Source organism: Stenotrophomonas sp. STK16_22 (assembly GCF_051984505.1).
Taxonomy (GTDB): Bacteria; Pseudomonadota; Gammaproteobacteria; order Xanthomonadales; family Xanthomonadaceae; genus Stenotrophomonas; species Stenotrophomonas maltophilia_A.
Genome location: NZ_CP196972.1, coordinates 1665974 through 1687813 on the forward strand (window position 1 = coordinate 1665974; position 21840 = coordinate 1687813).

Here is a 21840-nt window from a genome sequence, read left to right on the forward strand (position 1 = left end):
TCTTCACGGGCGCACCATGCACAGCCTCACCCTTGCCGACCTGGACCGCTTGGGCCGCAGCAGTGGTTTTCGCTATCGGCTGCCAGCACTCGCGTCCGCCGCCGATTCGGGCGCGCTGTGCGTGGTCGAGGGCAGGGTGGAACAGCGCTGCTTGCGCCCTGGCATCAGCCTGGCGCTGTCGGACGTGGTCGCGCATCAGCCGTTCGAGGCGACTTCGGAGGCACCCCCGCCGTTCGCTGCGATCGTGATGCTGGAAGGTCGTGCCGGAGCACGCCTGGAAGGGCAGGCTGTGATCGGCATGAACCGCGGCGCCGGCGCGATGGTGTTGGCCGATGCCACGCCGATGACTGCGATTCATCCGGCCGGTCAACGGATGCGCAGTCTGAATGTCTCGCTGGATGCACCGGCCGAGATGGATGATCCGGTGATCAGCGAACTGCTGTTGCAGGCTCATCGCCATGGTCGCCGGCGGCTGCACAGCTGGCAGGTACCCGCGCATCTTGAACATGCCGCCGAACAGTTGCTGTCGGGGACCTGGCAGGGCGCAATGCATGCGCTGCTGTGCGAGGGTGTGGGCCTGCAGATGCTGGCGATGGCGTTGGGTGCGCCTGCCCAGGAGGCATCGCCGGACCAGCGTGTTTCAGCACGTGATCGCCGCATGCTGCAACGGGTGATCGACTGCCTGCAGGCATCACCTGCGGCTGACCACAGCCTGGAGGATCTGGCGCGCCTGGCCTGCATGAGCCCGAGCAGCCTGCGGCTGAAGTTCCAGCAGGTGCACCGGTGTTCGGTGTTCGCCTGGCTGCGCGAGCGGCGCCTGCAGCTGGCCTGCGAGCAGCTGCGGCAGGGCTGCAGCGTGCAGCAGGCCGCACATTTCGTCGGCTACCGGCACGCCACCAATTTCGCGACCGCATTCCGCGCGCGCTACGGCATCGCGCCCAGCGAGCTTCGCTGAGTCCGGGCCACCGTCGGCAGTGCGCATACGCCTGCTGCGTCCGCGCATACGTGCGCTCACGCTCAAATGACAATAATTCTCATCCAGCCTTTCCTTCCCGCTGGATCTCCCATGCCTGCCTGTTTCCGCCCGTGTGCCCTGGCTAGCGCCATCGGCACGACCCTGGCGCTGTTCAACGCTGCCCACGCCGCCGAGCGCACTCCGTCCGTAACGCCTTCCCAGCTTCCAACCGTGCAGGTCACGGCCGACCTCGATGGCAGCACCGAAACGTCGCGTTCCTACACCACCGACTCGATGGGCACGGCGACCGGACTGTCGCTGACCTCGCGGCAGACCCCGCAATCAGTCAGCGTGGTCACCCGCCAGCAGATCGAGGACCGTGGCCTGCTCAGCACCGCCGATGCCTTGGCGACCGCACCTGGCATCTCGGTCACGCGCAGCGACGCCAACCGCTACTCGTTCTCCGCACGCGGCTTCGACATCGACAACTACCAGTTCGATGGCGTGGTGATGCCGGTGTTGTCGCCATGGAACTTCGGCGAGAACAATCTGGACATGGTGGTGTACGACCGCATCGAGATCGTGCGCGGTGCCAATGGCCTGATGACCGGCGCCGGCAATCCCTCGGCGGCGGTGAACTATGTGCGCAAGCGCCCGCTGCGCGGGTTTGCTGCCAGTGGTGGCATCAGCCTCGGCAGCTGGGACGCACGGCGCGTGTGGGCGGATGTGTCCAGCCCGTTGAGCCGGGAAGGACGCGTGCGTGGTCGCCTGGTGGCGGCGCACGCAGAGGGCGACAGCTACACCGCTGGCCTGGACAGCACCGCAAGGACACTCTACGGCGTGGTCAGTGTGGATCTGGGCGAGGACACCGGATTGATCGCCGGTATCTCCTACCAGGGCAACGACAACCGTGGCTTCGGCAGCGGCTTCGCGTTGTTCAACGCCGACGGCACGCGTACCCGCTTCGACCGCTCGGTATCAGCCACCGCGCCGTGGGCACGGATGAGCACCGATACCCGCAACGGCTTCTTCGATTTCAACCATCGTTTCAGCAACGACTGGCAGGCGCGCGTCTCCTACAGCCGATCGCATACCGACATGGAAATGAAGCATCTCTATCGCGGTGGCTACCCCGACCCGGTCACTGGCGCCATGCCCAATGGCAACAGCTTCACCCGCTACGACGGTCCGGTGCGCCGCGAAGCGATCAGCGCCAGCCTGACCGGTCCGTTCCAGCTGTTCGGCCGCCAGCACACTGCGTCCATCGGCTGGTCGCGCTCACGCGATGAAATCGCGCTGGGGCAGTACCGCGCGCTGGCGCCGCTGCCGCCGTTGGCCAGCTATCTGGACTGGCACGGGCCGGGCACGCCGGAGCCGACGTGGGCCAGCAGCAAGACCCAGGCCGATGACCTGGACAACCATCAGAGCGGTGCCTACGCGGTGGCGCGGCTGTCGCTGGCCGATCCGCTGCACGTGATCGTCGGTGGCCGCATGAGCAACTGGGAGACCGACCAGGTCTACTTTGGCACCAAGCGGAAGTACCGCTACCGCAACGAGTTCGTACCGTATGCCGGCGTGGTCTGGGATTTCAACGGCTACAGCAGCGTGTACGCCAGCTACACCGGCATCTTCAAGCCGCAGAACAACCGCAACGAATCCGGGCAGATCCTCGATCCGGTCAGTGGCCGCAGCTATGAGCTGGGCCTCAAGGGCAGCTGGCTGCAGGAGCGCTTGAATGCGTCGGCGGCGCTGTTCCGCACCCAGCAGGACAACCTGGCCGAGGCCACTGGTGGTCTGGTCGAAGGCAGCACGCAGGCGGCCTACCGTGCGGTGAAGGGCGCAACCGTGGATGGCCTGGAACTGGAGCTGGCCGGCGAGCCGCTACCGGGCTGGAGCCTGGGTACCAGCTTCACCACCTTCATCGCGCAGGATGCACAGGGACGGGCGATCAACACCGCCAAGCCGCGCAGCCTGTTCAAGCTGTTCACCACCTGGCGGCTGCCGGGTGCCTGGGACCGGCTGACGATCGGCGGTGGCGTTGACTGGCAGAACCGCATGTACCAGACCGCCACCGCGCCAGGGAACCGCCGTGTGCCGGTGGAGCAGCCCGGCTACGCGCTGGTCAACCTGATGGCGCGCTATCAGTTCAGTTCCAATGTGTCGGCCGCAGTCAACATCAACAACCTGTTCGACCGCCACTACTACTCGCAGATCGGCTTCTACAACCAGGGCTGGTACGGCGCGCCGCGAAACGTGATGTTCACGCTGAAGGTCGGCTATTGAGGCGGCAGTGGCGAGGTTCAGGGATCCAGTGGATCCATCGGGTCGATGCGAAGTGATTCGGGCGCTGGCACGAAGGTGATCGCGTACGGTGAAATGCGTGAACCGACCTTGCCGGGAACGTAGCCCAGCTCACGGCGGTTGCGGTCACTGAACCCGCTGCTGGCGACCGAATCGATATGCGACGGACTGCTGACCACCAGTGCCGGTTGCCGCGGCGGTGCCTGCAGGGCCGCCAGCAGCCGGGCTGCATTGCGCAGGTTGGTGGTGGTGTGGCGGGCATACGGTTCGATGATGATCGCATCTGCGGGAATGCCGAAGCGCGCGATCAGCGCTTCGCGCATCTGCACCGCTTCGACGCTTCGGGTGCCGCGTGGATGCACGGCGCCACCGGAGACGATGATGAAAGGTGCATCGCCCGCCGCATAGCGCTGCGCAGCGGCTTTCAGGCGCAGCTTGCTGCCAGCGCTGAGTGGGGTGGTCAGCTCGTCCGGTCCCTGGCCCAGCACGATGATCGCTGTGTACGGATGCGCATTCCAATCGAACTGCCGCGCGCGCGCGAATGGCGCGGCGTTCATTCCCGCGTTGATGGGCTCGAAGCGGATCGCATCGAGGCGGTCATTGGTATCAAGCAGGCCCACCGCCACGGCGATGCTGCGATCGAATGCGGTGTAGGCCGCGCCGGCGTCCACTTCGCTCATCTGCATGGCAATGGCAACATCGCCGGCCAGTCGCGTGCTGCCTGCCGCGCCGACCGGGCCGTCGATGGCGTCGTAGCGGGGCGGCTGGCCGTGGCCGTAGACGGAGAGGATGTTGTTGAGGCCCGCAAGCTCCCTTTCGATGGCTGCAGCGCGCGCCGGAACCGCGGTGGTCAGCAGGCCTGCCTGCGCCGGCGTCCAGTGTGCCGCCTCGAGTGTGCAGGCCGCCGTCCGGCAGCCAGTCATGCGCTGGGTGCGTTCGACCATGAGGGCGCGTGCAGGGGCGGGCAGTGCGTCGTGCTTCAGCTGCACCAGGGTTGGAAACAAGCGCCCGGCCAGTACCGTGCTGTCGCGGTCGTCGGCTGCCGCTGCAAGCGGCAGCACAGCCGTGGCCAGCAGGGCGAGGGACAAGCTCAATCGTCGGTGCATCACCAGCTCCTGCTGACCATCAGGCGGACGTTGCGGCCGAACAGCGGCCGCCCATAGATTGCCTCGGCCGAACCCTGTCCGGCCAGCGCGTCGGTGCGGGTGTTGCCCTCGGTGAGCCCCTTTTCATTGGTCAGGTTGTCGCCCACCAGCTGTGCGCCCCAGTTGCCGCGCTTCCATGAAACGCCCAGACCCAGGGTCTGGTAGGCAGGCAACGCGGTCTGGTTGAACAGATCGACATAGGACTTGCCGACCACGTCATAGCGCAGCCAGGTCTCGAACTGGTCCTGGCCGTACTGGAAACTGAAAGTCGGTCGCAGGTTGCCGTAGAGCTTGGGTTCGCGAACGATCTGCTTGCCGTTGACCGCCGCCGGATCGGCACCGGAATCGTTCTGCAGGCTGTCGTACTGCGGATCGCTGACCGTGATCGAACCGGCGATGCTGAACCAGTCCAGCGGCCGGAACAGGCCATCCAGTTCGATGCCCTTGGAGACGGCGGTACCGATGAAGGGCACCGACTGGTCATTGCGGCCGGTCGTCGGATTGAAGGCAACGAAGGACGCGTTGAGTGGATCGAACTTCGTGTAGAACGCGGTCAGGTACAGATAGGACCGGCCAAAAGCCGCCTTCAGGCCCAGCTCGTACTGGTCCAGCTGGGTCTGCACGATGGTGGGGTCGATCGAGCGTGCCACCGATGAGTTGGGAACGATCTCCATGTGCGACACGCGGGCATAGGCGCCTACGGTGGCAGTGAAATCGTAGTTGGCACCGACCGTCCAGTTGGTGGCGGTCGGGTTCAGGCGATGGCTCTGGACGACGCCGGTGAACCGGCGCGTGGTGTTGTCGGCCAGTGTGTTGCGGTCGCCGAGGTCGACCTGGGCGGTCTGCTCGGCATAGCCCTCGTAGCGGTAGCGCTCATGGCGGATGCCGGCATCAAGCTTGAAGCGGTCCGTCAGTGCCCAGGTGTCATTGGCGTAGACCGCGAACATGCGGGCATCGACCTTGCCGCGATTGAGGGTGGTGGTGTAACGCAGCGTGCCCTTGTCGGTGACATAGCCCAGTGGGGCGCCATCGTTACCGTAGGCCACCAGATCAAGCAGGCGTGGCTTGCCCCGCATCTCCATCAGCATGTCCTGGTACAGGCTGAAGGACGTGGTGCCGAAGAAGGCGGTGTACGCGCCGATGTTCAGATCGTGGCTGCCCCAGGCCGTTTCAAACAGCCGCGTCGCACTGAAATCGGCCTGACCGGAGTAGAAGTCCGAATCAGCAGCACGGTACTGGGCCGAGATCACCAGGCCGGAGTCGGCGTAGGGATCGTAGGCAGTGGCGCCGTTGCTGCCGGCCAGCGCGTAGCCCATCCGCGCGACACCGGCACCGAAGGCGGTACGGGCCGCGCCCAGATAGCCGTTGGCGAAGCTGCGTGCGTCGACCGGATTGGTGGTCGAGTACAGCGCGTCGAAGGTATTGCGGCCCTTGGTGTAGCCGGATTTCAGCGAGATCGTCCAATCGCTGGCGGTGTTCTCGTACTGGAAGCCGATGTTGCCGAAGCGCATGTGGCGTCCATCGGCCAGATCGCGGTTCATGCCCTGCAGGACACCGCCGCCATCGAGGTACTTCAGGTTGACACTGCGCAGCGAGGGCGAGTTCAGGGTGCCGTCGAAGTAGTCGATGTAGGGATCCAGCGGGACGCTGGGATTGCGAGGGTCGGCGACCGGGATCGGCAGGTAGAACGTATTGTGGTCGTCAACGAAGGTGCCGCTGACCTTGAACCAGCTGGTGTCGTCGAAGTAGTGCTTGATGTTGCCACGGATCTGCCCGCCCTTGTCGTTCGGGAAGCCGTTGTCGCGGTAGCCATCGTGCTGGCGCAGGAAGCCACCGACGGCGTAGAAGGTGTCCTTGCCCAGCGCGCCGGACTGGTACATCTCGCCGCGGTACAGCCCGGTATCGCCGATGGTCAGCTGCGCCTTGCCGTGGGTCTCTTCCGAGCCCTCGGCCAGGATGTTGTTGACGATGGCGCCGCCGCTGCTGGCATAGATGGGCGCCGGGCCCCCACGTACGATCTCTACCCGCTGGTTCATCACGTCGAACCGGTTCATGCCGTCGCCGGAATTGAAGAAGTGGCCATCCAGCTCCTGGTAGAGCGGCAGGCCGTCCTGCTGGAAGGCAATGAAGCCGCGATCAGTGGGAATGCCACGCAGCCGGGTGATGTTCTGCACCTCGCCGCCGGTGGCCTCGACATGGATGCCGGGAACCGAGCCGAGCAGGTCGGCGTAGCTTTTCGGTGCGAGTTTCTGCACGTCTTCGCGGCTGAGTGAATTGACCGCGAAGGACGCATCGAAGCGACGCTGGGTGCGTGCCGCACCGGTGACCACCACCGCATCCAACGTTGCAGCGTCGGCACTGTCCTTGTTCTGGACAGGGGCGTCCTGCGCAGACGCACTGCCGTGCAGGGTGATCAGGGCCAGGGAGATGCCCAGGACCAGAGGGCTGATGTTCATCGGAGGGCGGCCATGCAGGAAAGGGGGACCGCTGCACGGTAGGTCCGGGCGATGACGGAATTGTTTACTTCGGCGGAAATAAACAATTAAGTGGCGGCATCGGCACCCAGCTGATGGATAGGCAGCAGGGCCGCGCCCACCGATACCGCGGATCCTCCCAACCGTGACACATGCACCTGTGGCAGGCGCAGACTGTCCAGCGCACTGCTCCAGCGTGCCGGTTGCTGCAGGTGTTGCCCCAACACTTCCAGCACCTGCCTCGGCAGTGAGCCGGACAGGATCAGGGCGCCAGGATCGAGCCATGCCACACCGGTATTGGCCGCGACGCCCAGCTGGTTGCCTGCACGTTCTGCCCAGGCATTGATGATGCCGGCATGGGTTTCCAGGCAGGACTCAAGTTCGAACAGTGAAGGAATGCCGGCGCCGGCGTCGCGCAACGTGGCCAGCAGGTCGATGCCCGAGGGACGCGGTGCGTCCATGCGGAACAGGCGACCGATATCCCCGGCATTGCCGAACTCACCGCGCATCACATCACGTCGATGGATCACGCCACCGCCCACGCCGTGGCCGACATACAGCAACAGCGCCGACGCGCAGTCGCGGATCAGTCCGCTGTCGTAGTATTCCGCCAGGGCCGCCAGGGTTGCATCGTTCTCCACCCAGACCGGGAAGCCGAAGTAGTCTTCGAAGAACTGGTCGTTGTCGATATCGCGCCAGCCATGCAGCCAGTCCACCGCGTGCCGGCGTGCCGGACCGGTTTCGACCACGGGCCCGGGAACCGCCACGCCGAGGCCGAGGAAGCGCGCGCGCATGAGCCCGGTGCGGCTGGTGAGGCTGCGCAGGCGCTGGTCCACCGCGTGTACGAAGTCGTAGGGATCTGCGCTGTCGAATGCGGTTGCATCGCGGGCGATGACCTGGCCGGCAAAATCCACCAGCGCGATCTCCAGCCAACCGGGGTGCACCGTGGCACCGGCGGCATAGCCACCCCGCCCGGACAGTGCCAGTGGCACCGATGGACGCCCCCGTTGGCCATCGGACAGTTGTCCCTGTTCCTCGATCACCTCCAGCATCAACAGTTCACGCGCCAGGCGGGTCAATGCACCGTTGTGCATGCCCAGCTGGTGGGCAATGGTGATGCGGGGAACAGCGCCCATCGTGCGCAACAGCCAGATGATGCGCTTGTGGTCGGCATCCAGCGCGATCAGCGGTTTGCGGCGCAGCCGCGATGTAGGAGCCAGGTTCATGGGTGCAGGCCCTCGGTATGCGGAAGCGCGACCGGCCAGGCCAATGCGGCCAGCGACAGCAGACTGCCGACGGCAACCAGCGAGACCAGTACGGCAGAGGTGCCCGGATCACCGGCCTGTATGCCGGGCAGCAGCTGGCCCAGCAGCAATGAGGAGGCGGCAATGGACAGTTTCATGGTTCCAGTGAGCAGCGCAAAACAGCTAAGGTCATCCTCGCGCCCGCTGCGGGCGGCATGGCGACGGGCGATCAGCGCGGTGCGCCGCCACAGCACCAGGCCGACACTGGCTACCGCCGCCCCATGGACAGCGGCACACGCAATCGCGACAGGCAGGGAGGGCTTGGCCTGGTAAACGCAGACGGCAGCGATGACCAGCACCGACATCAGCGCGATCAGGCCTGTCTCGCTGCACAGCGGGGGGCGCAGGCGCAGATGGAGCCAAGGCGCGACCACCATGCCCGCGACCATGGCGAAGGTCAGCGCTGCGCCCTGGTCGGCAAAGGGAAACAGACGCCCGGCCAGGCCCACCAGCGCCGTCTCTACCGCTGCGGCCAGCAGAACCGGCAGCAGTGCCGGCAGCGGCAGGGCGCCGGCAACGGGCCTGCTGGTTGTGGCGGGCTGTGCGGGCGTGGCGACGCAGGCCAGGGGAAGCGCGGCGGCCGCGATCAGGATGCCGATGATCATGCAGATCAGCAGCGCGCTGCCACTGCCTGCAGATTCAGGTGCACCGACCACGCCGAACAGTGCTGCAGCGATGCACAGCTTGGAGATCGGTACCACTACCGCGCGAGCGGAAACGTAGCGCATGGCCTCGTTCTCGTCGCGGGGCAACAGCGAAGTCAATGCATTCTGGGCCACGTCGTAAACCGCGTAGCAGGTACGGAACAAGAGCGAGGCGGCCAGCAGCGGCAGGAAGGCGGGCTCGGTCGCGGTGCTGGGGCTGAACAGCAGGCAGGCGCTGGCGGCGGCGCCGAGCCCGCCGATCAACTGCAGGCGCAAGGCGAGGCGACGCTGGTCGTGCAGGCGGGTGAACACGGCGGCCAGCAGCAGGTCGAGCACGCTGCTGTAGGCCAGGGAGATCGCCAGCAGTTGGCCGGTGTGGGCAGCCGACAGCCCCAGCCGCGCGTGCAGGTAGTAGCCGAGTGCCAGGTCCACGAACGACCAGACCAGAGTGCGGGCGAAATGGCCGGCGGCATAGAGCTGCCGCAGCGATGGCTGCGCGTTCAACGCTGTTTTTGGGGGAGGAGGCCGGAGATCCGGGATCGTTCTACTACCCCTGTGTGACAGCGGTCTGACATGGTGCGAGGTCGGCCATTCAGCGAGTGGCTTGCAGCACACGCCGTGGGCGAGCAGCATTGACCGTGCTGCGCCCCACAACGCCTCACGCAGAGCCTTCTTCGCCGAATGGAGCAACGTATGAAGCTGTTGTCCGCTGTGTTGTTGTCTGCGCTTTCACTCCCCGCCGTTCCGGCGCTGGCAATGGAGGCATCTCCTTCGCCGCTGTTGGGGCGCTGGTCGCTGGATATCGCCACGTCCGCGCTACCCGAAGCGCAGCGCCCGAAGCATGTGGTGCTTGAGTTCAAGGACGCCGGTGCGGGGCGTTGGAGTTCACACGTGGACATCGTCCTGCACGACGGCAAGACCATGAAGTCCGACGGCACGCTGGCGCTGGACGGCACGCCGGGGCCCTTGTCCGGCACCTATGGCGCAGACAAGGCCAACCTGAAACTGCCAGCGCCGAACACCCTGGTGATGCAGCTGGTGGACCACGGCACGCCGGCCTCCACCCGTATCTATACCGTGGCGGCTGACCGCTCGACGATGACCGAGACCAAGGCGTTCTACAGCCACGATGGTACGCCGATCCTGCAGACCAATCTGTTCAAGCGGATGCCTTAGCGTTGCCACCGGCACCACGCCCGCAGAACGGGCGTGGTGAATGCTGCAGCCTTACACCGCGGCCGGGTCGCGCTTGCCGGTGTCGATGCCGTACTTGTCGATGGCGTCCTGCATCCGCGCGCGCTCGATGCGGCCTTCGTCGGCCAGCGACTTCAGGGCGGCCAGCACGATGAAGTGACGATCCACTTCGAAGAACGTGCGCAGCGACTCACGCGTGTCGGAGCGGCCGAAGCCATCGGTACCGAGTGCGGTGAAGCGGCGGTCGTTGATGAAGGGACGGATCTGGTCGCCGACGATCTTCATGTAGTCGGTGGCCACCACCACCGGGCCTTCATGGCCCTGCAGGCACTGCTGCAGGTAGGGCACGCGGGGCTCCTCGGCCGGATGCAGCAGGTTCCAGCGCTCGGCAGCCAGGCCATCGCGGCGCAGTTCGGTCAGGCTGGTCGCGCTCCACACATCGCTGGCGATGCCGAAGTCCTGCTGCAGCAGTTCTGCCGCGGCTTCCACTTCGCGCAGGATCGAACCGCTGCCCATCAGCTGCACGCGTGGCTGCGAGTCGCTGTCGGCGGCCGCCGGGTGCAGCAGGTACAGGCCCTTCAGGATGCCGGCCTCGGCGCCCTCGGGCAGCGCCGGCTGCGGATAGTTCTCGTTGAGTACGGTGATGTAGTAGTAGATGTCTTCCTGCTCGACGTACATGCGGCGCAGGCCGTCGTGGATGATCACCGCCAGCTCGTAGTTGTAGGTCGGGTCGTAGGATACGCAGCTCGGGATGACCGACGACAGCACGTGGCTGTGGCCGTCGTCATGCTGCAGGCCTTCGCCCATCAGCGTGGTGCGGCCGGAGGTGGCACCCAGCAGGAATCCACGGGTGCGCGCATCGGCGGCGGCCCAGGCCAGGTCACCGACGCGCTGCAGGCCGAACATCGAGTAGAAGATGTAGAACGGGATCGTCGCCAGGCCGTGGTTGCTGTAGGCGGTACCGGCGGCAATCCACGAACAGATCGCACCGGATTCGTTGATGCCTTCCTGCAGGATCTGGCCGTCCTTGGCTTCCTTGTAGTAGCTCAGCTGGCCGGCATCCTGCGGGGTATACAGCTGGCCCAGGTAGGAGTGGATGCCGATCTGGCGGAACAGGCCTTCCATGCCGAAGGTGCGCGATTCATCGGGCACGATCGGAATCACCAGCCTGCCCAGGTCCGGGTCCTTCAGCAGGCTGGTGAGGATGCGCACGAAGCCCATGGTGGTGGACTGGCCACGATCGCCACTGCCCTGCAGCTGGGTGCTGAAGATCGACAGTGGTGGCAGCGGCAGCGGATCGACCTTGGCCAGGCGCGCTGGCAGCTGGCCACCCTGGATGCGGCGGCGCTCGGCGAAGTAGGCCGCCTCGGCGCTGCCAGGTTCGGGGCGCAGGTAGGGCATTTCTTCCAGCTGGTCGTCGCTGACCGGCAGGTTGAAGCGGTCACGGAAGGCGCGCACCGCGTCGGCGCTCATCTTCTTCAGCTGGTGGTTGATGTTCTGGCCTTCGCCGGCTTCGCCCATGCCGAAACCCTTGACCGTCTTGGCCAGGATCACCGTCGGCCGGCCGCTGGTGTTCACGGCCTGCTGGTAGGCGGCGAACACCTTCTGCGGATCATGGCCACCACGCGCCAGCGCCCAGATGTCGTCGTCGCTCATGTGCGCGACCAGCTCCAGCAGTTCGGGGTAACGACCGAAGAAGTGCTCGCGCACGTAGGCACCGTTCTGCGACTTGAAGGTCTGGTAGTCGCCGTCCACGCATTCCATCATGCGCTGGCGCAGCAGGCCGCTGTGGTCGCGGGCCAGCAGGTCGTCCCAGCCGCTGCCCCAGATCAGCTTGATCACGTTCCAGCCAGCGGCGCGGAAGGTGCCTTCCAGTTCCTGGATGACCTTGGCGTTGCCACGCACCGGACCGTCCAGGCGCTGCAGGTTGCAGTTCACTACGAACACGATGTTGTCCAGCCGCTCGCGGCCGGCCAGCGAGATCGCCGCCAGCGATTCGGGCTGGTCCATCTCGCCGTCGCCGAGGAAGGCCCAGACCTTGCGGCCCTGGTGCTCCTTCAGGCCGCGGTACTCGAGGTAACGCATGTAGCGTGCCTGGTAGGCGGCGGTCAGCGGGCCCAGCCCCATCGATACGGTGGGGAACTGCCAGAACTCCGGCATCAGGCGCGGGTGCGGATAGGAGGACAGGCCTTCGCGGCCCGCTTCGCGGCGGAAGTTGTCCATGCGCGCCGGATCGATGCGGCCTTCCACGTACGCGCGGCCATAGATGCCCGGCGCGGAGTGGCCCTGGATGTAGATCATGTCGCCGTCGAAGGTCTCGGTACGGCCACGGAAGAAATGATCGAAGCCCACGTCGTACAGTACTGCCGCCGACTGGTAGGTGGCGATGTGGCCACCGACGTTCGAATGCTTGCCGGCACGCAGCACCATCACCATCGCATTCCAGCGGATCATCGCGTTCAGGCGGCGCTCGATGGCCAGGTCACCCGGGTAGGCCGGCTGGCGCTCGGGCGGGATGGTGTTGACGTAGGCGGTCCAGGCACGGGTATGCAGGTCGCCGTGCTGCTGTGCATCCAGCTCGCTGAGCTGGTCGATCAGGTAGTGCGCGCGCGGCCGGCCACCGGTCTGCATCACCGCTTCCAGTGATTCACGCCACTCGCGGGTTTCCAGCGGATCGGTGTCGAAGGGAATGAGCGCTTGGTTCATGACTGTCTCCAGAGGGCGCCGGTCGGACTTCTGCCTGGGCGACAACACCGGCAGGGCGCACAGCACTGGAGCGGGGTCGCAACGGCGGGGCCGTGACGCGAAGGGCGACCGTGGCGGCCGCCGAGAAGACAAGCGTAGGCCTGGCCCCCCGGCTTCGATAGGCGGGCAGGGCTTGGGTCTCTGGCAAGCAAGGGTTGGCACGGCGCGCCGTATCATGGGCGGGCGCGCCGGGTGCGGCCGCTGATCAGGCCGGGGACAGGCCCGGGAAGAACATCGGGATGACCGCCACACCAACCCCCAGCAGGCACCAGGCCACGATCGGCAGCCAGCCTGAGAGCTGCTGGCAGCGTTCCGGCAAGCGGCGTCCTCCGATCCACAGCAGCAGGGTGAGCAGGCCCAGCGCGTAGGCGAGGGCGACGACCACCGGATGCACGTGGACGACACGGCTGGGCGGCCACATCTGCTGCTGGTAGGCGGTGGTGTGTGCGACCAGCAGCAGGAACAGCAGGCTGCTGAGGGTGTTGATGGCGGTGCGGGCGTTCATTGCGGGGCACTCCTTGTGCCGGCTGCCGGAAACTGCAGAGGCGGCATTCTAGCGGCTGCCTGCCGGCAGTTGAAACGCCACTGTCATCGATGGCCGTCACCCTGCGGGGCTTTCCAGCCTTGGGGTGGTTGGCCGGCCGTGAACAGCGTGAGGATCTGGGAGAAGAGCTATGCGCTGCGGCGGCGGCTGCTGCGCGGCTTCTTCCTGCGCCGGGGTTCTGCCAGCGAAGATGCCGAAGATCTGGCGCAGGAGGTTTACCTGCGGCTGCTGCGCAGCACCGGTGAGCATGCCGACGCGGTCGAGAACCCGGAAGCCTACCTGTTCACCGTGGCGGCCAACCTGGCGCGCGAGCACGCGCGCGCGCGTTCGTCGCTGCCGCCGCTGGAGGACGTCGACCTCCTGGCCGAAGTGCTGAAGAGCGAAGAAGACATCGAAGGCGAATTCGAGCGCGCGCAGCGGTGGAACGATATCCGCACCACCATCGCACGGCTGCCGGCGACCACGCGGCGGGTGATGGAGCTGCATTACCGCGACGGGCTGGACTGCCCGGCGATCAGCCAGCAGTTGCAGGTGTCGGTGCACATGGTGCGCAAGCATATCGGCAAGGGGCTGGACGCCTGCAGGAAGGCGCTGGGCGCCAGGGAGCTCACATGAAACGGAATCCATCGGGTGCGGCCGACGACGCGATCGCCAGCGAGGCCATGGACTGGTTCCAGCGCAATCGCGAGGGCGTGCTGGGTGACGCCGAGCGGGTTGCGTTGCTGGACTGGATGAAGCGCTCGCCGGAGCATGTGCGCGCCTATATGCACGCGCTCGCACTGCACCGGCAGGTTGGTGAGGCGCTGCAATCGGCATTGGCTGAAGAGGCCTCGGTGCCGCCACAGCAGGCCGCTGCCAAGGTCGTGCCGCTGTTCGGACACGCACAGGCCCCGCTGCGCAGTGCGCCGCACAGCCGTCGCACGCGTTGGTGGGTGGCGGCTGCCGCAGCCTGTATCGCCCTGCTCGGCGTGGGCCTGGTACCGCAGCTGATGCCTACCGAGCAGCTTTACAGCGCCGGACATGGAGAAATTCGCGACCTGGTGCTGCCCGACCAGACCCAGGTGCGGCTCAACGCGGACAGCCGCCTGCGGGTGCGCATGGGCGGGTTCAGCCGCAGGGTGGAGCTGCTGCAGGGCGAGGCCACGTTCGACATCGCCCAGGACCGACGGCCGTTCGAGGTGCGGGTGAACGGATTGCAGATCCGCGATATCGGCACGGTGTTCGACGTGTCGCGACGGCTGCAGGGCACCCGCATCGGTGTGGTTTCCGGCGAGGTGGAAGTGTGGAGCCACGGTGCGGATGTGCGGCGTCTTGCACAACTGGGTAAAGGCCAGGTGGTGCAGGTCGACGCGCGCAGCCATGCGGTCGAGTCGTTGGATGTGCCGTTGTCGATGCTGCTGGACTGGCAGCAACGCAAGGTCTCTTTCCTGGACGAGCGGCTGGATGAGGTGGCCGCCGCCTTCAACCGCCACAACCAGGTGCAGGTGCGGGTGCTGGATGAAGGTGCGGCGTCGGCGCGGTTGTCCGGCAGCCTGGACGCGCATCGCATCGGTGCGCTGCAGGCCTTCCTCGAGCGCGACCCGCGCTTCGTGGTGCGGCGCGAAGGCGACACCGTGCGGGTTGGCAGTCGCTGAGGTCGACATGGCCGTGGGTTGTCAGAAAAAATTCATCAAATCCGCGTTCTCCACTTCGGTGGATGCGGGCTCTTACTTGGGAGAAGCCGCTGCCGAGTCACGCAGCGGCACCTGCTGCTTTCTCTCTTCCAAGGACCCGTGATGCGCAACACGCTTTACCTGTCGATCATCCTCGCGCTGTCTCCCTGCAGCGTGCCGCTGGCGGCTGCGGCCACTGCCGATGGCCTCGAGGCCCGCGTTTCGGCGCCGATCGCGGCGCAGCCGCTGGCGCGCGCGCTGGAGCAGTTGTCGCGCAGTTCCGGCGTGCAGTTCCTGTATTCGGGCAGCGGTGACGTGCACATGGCCGGTGCGGTGCCGCGCGGTGCCACCGTCAAGCAGGCGCTGGACGCGCTGCTGGCAGGGACCGGCCTGGGCTACACCGTGGTGGATGGCAACGTCATCGCCATTGATCCTGCGCCGGCACACAACGAACCGAAGCCGGCCGCGCCGAAGCCGCGCGAGGCCGAAGCGGTGGTGGCGCCGACCCTGGGCACGGTGAAGGTGATTGCTGCGCATGAGGTGATCGACCAGAAGAAGACCTCGCCGGTGATCAAGGATTCGGTGGTCTACGACGAGATGGACAGCTACGGCGACGAGACCCTGGCCGAGAGCCTGATGGCCGCGCCGGGCCTGAGTGCCGTGGAGGATGCCGGTGAGCCCCGTTACGTGACGGTGCGGGGCGTGCAGGCCAACCTCAACTACACCACCATCGATGGCATCGCGATTGCCAGCGTGGGGGGCAGTGGCTCGGGTGAGCGCATGAACAACCTGCAGCTGATTCCCAGCGACATCGGCACCCGCACCGACATCTACAAGAGCTTCAGCGCGGAGCAGGCGCCGGATGCGATCGGCGGCGTGATCGACATCATCAGCCGCAGTGCCTTCGACCGGTCCGGCAAGTACGTGTTCGCCGATGTGGCCGGCATCTATTCCACGGCCGAGACCAATGTCGAGCGCAGTGCCGGTGGCAACCACGAGACCCTGGGGCATTTCGGCAAGAGCGCCAAGATGGTGTTCTCCAACCAGTTCGGTGCCGACCAGGAATTCGGCCTTGTTGCGGTAGCGCGCTATGAGCAGCGTTCGCGCAACAGCGTCAAGCGCTGGGTGGAGTCGAACTACTACTACAACGACGCTGGCAAGTACCTCACCGACGGCACCACCGGGCCGGACGAGGCCAAGGGCTGGAACGGGCTGCGTGCGCCGGGCAACTTCAGCACCGGCACCTACACCAACTTCATCACCAACTTCGGTGGCTCGGCCAAGCTGGAATGGAAGCCATCGGATGATCCCTTCTACGCATCGTTGCTGCTGTACTCGTACCGGTTCTACGAGAACTCGACGATGAACAAGACCGATCTGTACGGCAACGCCAAATTTCCGATCCGCAACCAGACCGAAGACAGTGGCACCACCCAGATCAACAGCATCTACATCAAGAACCGCCACGACCGCTGGGACCGCAGCAACCGTGGCGCCATCGCCAGCCTCAACTGGGATATCGGTGATCGCTCGCGGCTGACCCTGCGCGGTGGCCACACCGAAGAGACCTTCCACAACAACCAGGTCTACTGGGGTGTGCGCGCCTACCCAAGCAATCTGTTCGTCGACTACGAGAACGACAGCCACGGCTTCCCGAACGCAGTGGCGGTTTCCGATTCCAGCCTGCTGACCAGCTCGGCGTTCAAACTCAACCCGGCACAGGCCTATGTCTCGCCGCGCGACGCCAAGGAGAGCATCGACAACCTGCGTGCCGACTTCAGCTACAACATCGACGCCGATGCGCGTGGCTTCGGCCTGGCCGCCGGCGCCGAATACCGCCATCTGAAGATCTGGCAGGACATAGACTTCGACTACTTCAAGAGCAGTGCCACGCTCAACGATTACCTGTATCCGGGTTCGACGCTGCTGGGCAGCGTGCCGGGCTTCCCGCTGATCGACAACCGCAAGTGGAACGAGGAACTGCTGCCGAAACTGGGCAACAACAATGCGGCGTATCCAAATGCCAACTTCACCAGCGACTACAAGTACGTGGAGGACATCACCAATGCCTACGTGTCCGCACACTACGCCTGGGACCGACTGCTGCTGATCGGCGGCCTGCGCTACGACCACACCCGCTTCGATGCCTACAGCCCATTCAGCGATGATGGCGGCACTACGTATACCTCTGCCTTCCGCAATACGAGCGGTGGCTACAACAACCTGCTGCCTTCATTGAATGCGACGTTCAAGTTGAGCGAGGACCAGCGCCTGCGCTTCTCCGCCAGCCGAACGCTGGGCCGGCCGACACCCAGCAACATCGCCCAGGCCACCAGCACCAGCTGTGGTGATGACGAGGAGGGCAGGGGCTTCTGCACCATCAAGCAGGGCAACGCCAACCTGCAGCCGCGCCGTTCCACCAACATCGACCTGGCGTGGGACCTGTACTTCAACGGCAATAACGGCCTGGTCTCGGTGGCACTGTTCGACAAGGTGATCAAGGACGACATCTACACCCTGACCACCTTCGAGAACGTGGGTGACACGCGCTACCGGGTCACCCAGCCGATGAACACCGATGAGTCCAGGCTGCGCGGCGTCGAGTTCGCGGTCGCCAATCGCAACCTGCAGTGGGGCCGCCAGCGCTTCGACATGTACTTCAACGCCACGCGGCTGGAAGGCCAGACCAACTACCGCATCAGTGATGGCACCGAACGCCGCCTGGACCGCCTGCTGTACCAGCCGGACTGGTCGCTCAATGGGTCGGTGATCTGGCGCATGCCGTGGAAGAGCGCACAGCTGCGCCTGTCCGGTACCTACCGCAGCCGGATGCTGGTCGACTTCGGTGATACCCAGTGGCTGGACTCGTACTACGACCCATACATGACCTTCAACTTGGCCTTCAGCCACAAGGTCAGCAAGCACGTGACGCTGAAGTACGAGGCCAAGAACCTGTTCAACACGCAGCCGACCTACAGCACTGGTCCCAATGGTCGCTTCCGCACCGAGATCGACGACTACGGCCGCTTCTTCTACTTCCACATCATCTACAACTGAGGGCGCATCCGTGGATACGATCAATCGCAGGCGATTCCTGGCCCTGGCCGGTCTGTCCGCCGCCGGCGCCTGGATGGGCACGGCACGGGCGCTGGCCGCGCAGACCGATTCCTCCGCGCTGAACCCGCGCAACCTGCTGGCATCGCCGCGGTTCGCCAGTACACCGTTCACCCTGGGCGTGGCCTCGGGTGATCCTTCGGCTGATGGCATGGTGCTGTGGACACGGTTGGCGACCGAGCCGCTGGTGTTCGGCGGTGGCATGCCGACCCGGCCGATGGTGGTCGAATGGCAGCTGGCGGCGGACGAGGGCATGCGCAGGGTGGTACGCCAGGGTTCGGCGATGGCGCATCCCGAACTCGGCCACGCTGTGCACGTGGAGCTGGGTGGGTTGGCGCCCGCACGGCCTTACTGGTACCGCTTCACCGTAGGCGGCCACGCCAGTGCGGTCGGTTGCACCCGCACGCTGCCCGCAGCCACGGCCGCAGTGGATCGCGTGCGTTTTGCGGTGGCCGGTTGCCAGCACTACGAAGAAGGCCACTACACCGCATGGCGGCGCATTGCCGAGGAACCGCTGGATTTCGTCTTCCACTACGGTGATTACATCTACGAAGGCGAAAGCCAGCCGGGCCTGCGGAGAATGAACGGCCAGCCGTTCACCAACCTGCGCAATCATGTCGGGCCGCAGACCTACACGCTGGACGACTACCGTCGCCGCTACGCCCAGTACAAGAGCGATGCCGACCTGCAGGCCGCGCATGCGTCGGCGCCGTGGTTCGTCACCTTCGATGACCATGAAGTGGACAACAACTGGGCCGGCGCTGAAGACCAGGACGATACGCCCAGCGAAGTGTTCCTGCTGCGCCGCGCACAGGCCTTCCAGGCTTACTACGAGAACATGCCGCTGCGCCGATCGGCGCTTCCCCGCAACGGCCACATGCAGATGTATCGGCGTGCCCGCTATGGCACGCTGATGGACCTGCACCTGCTCGACACCCGCCAGTACCGCAGCAAGCAGGTGAACATGGCGCTGCGTGAGGAAGTGGAATCACCGGCGCGCAGCATCGTCGGTGCGAAGCAGGAGCGCTGGCTGTTCGACGGACTGGCCGATGCCACGCCACGTTGGCACACCATCGCCCACCAAGTGGCACTGGGCAACTACATGCGCGAGAAGGATGGTGTGGTGCAGTCGTCCGACGACCAGTGGTCGGGCTATCTGGACAGCCGCCGGCGCCTGCTTGACCACATCCAGAAGGTTGGCTTCGGCAATGTAGTGACCGCCTGCGGCGACGCGCATCGGCACTACGCCAGCGACCTGGTGCAGGACCATCGTGATTCAGGCGTGGTCTCCAGCGAATTCCTCGCCACCTCGATCACCTCCGGTGCCGACGGCCAGGGCGTGGATGCATATGCCGAGAACCAGCTTGCGCACAGCCCTTACTTGAAGGCGACCACAGACAAGCGCGGCTATGTGCTGTGCGATGTCACCCGTGATGCGTGGATCGGCGACATGAAGTCGCTGGATACCGTGATGCAGCCGAACGGAACGGTGCAGAGCTGGAAGCGCTACGCGGTGGAACACGGCCGGCCGGGGTTGCAGGAGGCCTGATCAGCCAGCACCACTGTAGAGTCGAGCCATGCTCGACTGCTTTTTCCGGTAAATGATCGAAAAGCAGTCGAGCATGGCTCGACTCTACAACAGCGCGACGGTTCAATCGTGCTCGAACCGCAATGGTTCGCTGCCCATCGCGGGGTCGCTGGTGCCAGGGCGACCATCCTCGGCACGCCCGGCCAGACGCAGCATGCTCTCACCCGCGCCGACCTGCAGGTGGTACCAGCCCGCGGTAGGCGCTGCATCCCACGCCAATGCGGTCTCCGCATGCGCCGGCAGCACCAGCGTCTGTTCCGGCATGTGCCCGGCATAGGCGCCGGCATGCACGCGCAGCTGCTGTGCGGTATCGCTGAGATTGCGCAGGTGCAACCGCAGCTGGCCGTCGGCGCGCTCGACCGACGCCTGCACAACGGGTCCTTTGGCAGCGCCCAGGAAGTGACGGTGGAAGCCGTTCGGGCCAAGCAGCCACAGGTCGTAACGCCCCTGTGCATCCAGCGCCCAGCGTTCGCGCAGCGGCGTGCCCGGTACCAGCGTATAGCGGCGTGGCACCGCACCCAGCCGCAGTCGGTCGTACACATGCAGCACCGCCGCTGCACCTTCGCAGGACAACGTCAGATCCAGGCCCGATGCGTCGATCGCAGCAATCGATGCCTGCGGCCGGTAGGGCAGGGCGCGTGCCGGGCGTACGCCGCTTTCCTGTTTCGCCGGCTTCAGTCCCTCCGGCAACGCCGGCACGGTGCGCCCCAGCAGGGCGGCGGCGCGTGCGGCAACGGCGCTCACGTCGGGCAGGCCGCGTACGAACGGGCGGGTATCACGCTGGGCGAAGTCGAAGGCGTTGCTCAGGTCACCGCAGACCGCGCGGCGCCACGGCGAGATGTCCGCGGCGGCCACGCCGAAGCGGCGTTCGATCAGGCGTATGACCGAGGTGTGGTCGTACACCTGCGAATCGACCCAGCCACCGCGGCTCCAGGGCGAGATCACATACAGCGGCACGCGCGGCCCCAGCCCATACGGGCGACCGCGCAGGTCTGCGGCGTCGTACTTCTCATCCCCCGGTGCCGGATGACGGTGATACTCGCCTTCGGTACTGACCGAAGACACACCCGCCCAGCCACCGTTTTCCGGTGAAGGCGGTGCCGGTGGCGGCATGTGGTCGAAGAAGCCGTCGTTCTCGTCGAACATCAGCAGCAGGGCGGTGCGGCTCCAGACCTCCGGATCGGCGGTCAGTGCATCCAGCACGCGCGCGGTGTACGCCGCGCCCTGGGCTGGGCTGGAAGGGCCGGGATGCTCGCTGCCGGCCGCGTCGGCGATGATGAAGCTGACCTGCGGCAGGCGCCCGTCGACCACGTCCTGGCGCAGTTGTGCCAGCCCACGCGTGCTGACCCCACGAGCGCGCAGCTGCGGGTCATGCCCCGGCGCAGCACGGTAGGCCTGGCGGAAAGACTCGAAGCCGGCCAGTGGGTTGTCGGTGAAGTTGTCAGCCATGTCCTGGTAGATCTGCCAGGACACTCCGGCCTTCTGCAGGCGTTCGACATAGCTGGTCCATCGGTACGACGCCGGATACCCGCCATGTTCCGGGAAGTTGTCGTGCGAGTTGGCGATCACCGGGCCACCGGCGCGCGCGGCCGCATCGTTGTGGCCGGTCCACAGGAACACCCGGTTCGGGTTGGTCCCGGCCTGCATCGCGCAGTGGTAGGCGTCGCAGATGGTGAAGGCATCGGCCAGCGCGAACTGGAAGGGCAGGTCGCTGCGCTGGAAATAGCCCATCGAATGGTTCTGCTTGGCCTTCGGCCATTGCCCCATGCGCCCGTGGTCCCAGGCGCGCTGCGCATCAGGCCAGGTATGCGGCGTGCCTTCCACGCGCATGTAGCCGAAGTGCGCGGCGGTATCCAGCGGGAACGGTGCGATCGCGCGCGTGCCGCTCGCGTCGGGTTGCAGCCAAAGGCTGCGGGTGCGGCCGCCGGCCTGCAGCGCGGGCGCCGGAGCGACGAAGCGGTCGCCGAAGCCACGTACCCCCGGCAGCGTGCCGAAGTAGTGGTCGAACGAGCGGTTCTCCTGCATGAACACCACGATGTGCTGCAGGTCTTCCAGGCTGCGCGTCTGCGCGGCGGGTGCGATCGCTGCAGCCCGGGCGATGCTGGGCAGCAGCGGGGAAAGGCCGGCGGCAGCGCCGGCCTGCAACAACCGGCGTCGGCCGATATCGGTCACGGGTTCAC

Annotated in this window: 14 protein-coding genes; 7 read left to right on the forward strand and 7 right to left on the reverse strand. The window is 65.9% G+C overall.

Going from position 1 to position 21840, the window contains the following annotated elements; all coding sequences use genetic code 11:
* Nucleotides 1-16: 16 nt before the first annotated feature.
* Together ACSYAO_RS07705 and fauA are read left to right on the forward strand one after the other, a co-directional pair.
* Nucleotides 17-955 carry a helix-turn-helix transcriptional regulator gene (locus ACSYAO_RS07705; protein WP_049422688.1) on the forward strand — a complete coding sequence of 313 codons (939 nt, stop codon included), beginning with the start codon at nucleotides 17-19 and terminating at the stop codon, nucleotides 953-955.
* A gap of 111 nt (nucleotides 956-1066) precedes the next feature.
* The gene (fauA, locus tag ACSYAO_RS07710) at nucleotides 1067-3238 is read left to right on the forward strand and encodes a TonB-dependent alcaligin siderophore receptor FauA (RefSeq protein WP_049461282.1); all 2172 of its coding nucleotides are present in this window, start codon (nucleotides 1067-1069) and stop codon (nucleotides 3236-3238) included.
* 17 nt (nucleotides 3239-3255) lie between these two features.
* Here the strand turns inward: fauA and ACSYAO_RS07715 are convergent, their stop codons facing one another.
* The 4 genes from ACSYAO_RS07715 to ACSYAO_RS07730 form a co-directional block, all read right to left on the reverse strand.
* The gene (locus ACSYAO_RS07715; RefSeq protein ID WP_049461284.1) at nucleotides 3256-4362 is read right to left on the reverse strand and encodes a YdcF family protein; all 1107 of its coding nucleotides are present in this window, start codon (nucleotides 4360-4362) and stop codon (nucleotides 3256-3258) included.
* Nucleotides 4362-6857, reverse strand: coding sequence for a TonB-dependent receptor (locus tag ACSYAO_RS07720; protein WP_049461286.1), 2496 nt, complete (start codon nucleotides 6855-6857; stop codon nucleotides 4362-4364). Before ACSYAO_RS07720 ends, ACSYAO_RS07715 begins: the two co-directional genes overlap by 1 nt.
* Nucleotides 6858-6943: 86 nt before the next feature.
* On the reverse strand, nucleotides 6944-8101 hold the full coding sequence (locus ACSYAO_RS07725) for an ROK family protein (RefSeq protein ID WP_049461288.1): 1158 nt from the start codon (nucleotides 8099-8101) through the stop codon (nucleotides 6944-6946).
* Nucleotides 8098-9327: an MFS transporter gene (locus ACSYAO_RS07730; RefSeq protein ID WP_049461291.1), complete on the reverse strand. Its 1230-nt coding sequence runs from the start codon at nucleotides 9325-9327 to the stop codon at nucleotides 8098-8100. Before ACSYAO_RS07730 ends, ACSYAO_RS07725 begins: the two co-directional genes overlap by 4 nt.
* Nucleotides 9328-9516: 189 nt before the next feature.
* Here ACSYAO_RS07730 and ACSYAO_RS07735 point away from each other — a divergent pair, with 189 nt between their 5' ends.
* Nucleotides 9517-9999 carry a hypothetical protein gene (locus ACSYAO_RS07735; protein WP_049461293.1) on the forward strand — a complete coding sequence of 161 codons (483 nt, stop codon included), beginning with the start codon at nucleotides 9517-9519 and terminating at the stop codon, nucleotides 9997-9999.
* A gap of 51 nt (nucleotides 10000-10050) precedes the next feature.
* Here the strand turns inward: ACSYAO_RS07735 and aceE are convergent, their stop codons facing one another.
* Both aceE and ACSYAO_RS07745 read right to left on the reverse strand, forming a co-directional pair.
* The gene (aceE, locus tag ACSYAO_RS07740) at nucleotides 10051-12723 is read right to left on the reverse strand and encodes a pyruvate dehydrogenase (acetyl-transferring), homodimeric type (protein WP_049461295.1); all 2673 of its coding nucleotides are present in this window, start codon (nucleotides 12721-12723) and stop codon (nucleotides 10051-10053) included.
* A 244-nt stretch (nucleotides 12724-12967) separates the two neighbouring features.
* The gene (locus ACSYAO_RS07745; RefSeq protein WP_032128423.1) at nucleotides 12968-13267 is read right to left on the reverse strand and encodes a hypothetical protein; all 300 of its coding nucleotides are present in this window, start codon (nucleotides 13265-13267) and stop codon (nucleotides 12968-12970) included.
* A 138-nt stretch (nucleotides 13268-13405) separates the two neighbouring features.
* Here ACSYAO_RS07745 and ACSYAO_RS07750 point away from each other — a divergent pair, with 138 nt between their 5' ends.
* The 4 genes from ACSYAO_RS07750 to ACSYAO_RS07765 all read left to right on the forward strand — a co-directional run bounded on the left by ACSYAO_RS07750 (nucleotide 13406) and on the right by ACSYAO_RS07765 (nucleotide 19621).
* The gene (locus ACSYAO_RS07750) at nucleotides 13406-13921 is read left to right on the forward strand and encodes an RNA polymerase sigma factor (RefSeq protein ID WP_049400446.1); all 516 of its coding nucleotides are present in this window, start codon (nucleotides 13406-13408) and stop codon (nucleotides 13919-13921) included.
* On the forward strand, nucleotides 13918-14940 hold the full coding sequence (locus ACSYAO_RS07755; protein ID WP_049461297.1) for a FecR family protein: 1023 nt from the start codon (nucleotides 13918-13920) through the stop codon (nucleotides 14938-14940). Before ACSYAO_RS07750 ends, ACSYAO_RS07755 begins: the two co-directional genes overlap by 4 nt.
* 141 nt (nucleotides 14941-15081) lie before the next feature.
* Complete coding sequence (locus tag ACSYAO_RS07760) at nucleotides 15082-18015, forward strand: TonB-dependent receptor (protein ID WP_197655816.1); 2934 nt, start codon at nucleotides 15082-15084, stop codon at nucleotides 18013-18015.
* A gap of 10 nt (nucleotides 18016-18025) precedes the next feature.
* On the forward strand, nucleotides 18026-19621 hold the full coding sequence (locus ACSYAO_RS07765; RefSeq protein WP_197655815.1) for an alkaline phosphatase D family protein: 1596 nt from the start codon (nucleotides 18026-18028) through the stop codon (nucleotides 19619-19621).
* Nucleotides 19622-19723: 102 nt separating this feature from the next.
* Here ACSYAO_RS07765 and ACSYAO_RS07770 read toward each other — a convergent pair whose 3' ends face one another.
* Nucleotides 19724-21832 carry a phosphocholine-specific phospholipase C gene (locus ACSYAO_RS07770; RefSeq protein WP_414574468.1) on the reverse strand — a complete coding sequence of 703 codons (2109 nt, stop codon included), beginning with the start codon at nucleotides 21830-21832 and terminating at the stop codon, nucleotides 19724-19726.
* Nucleotides 21833-21840: the final 8 nt, after the last annotated feature.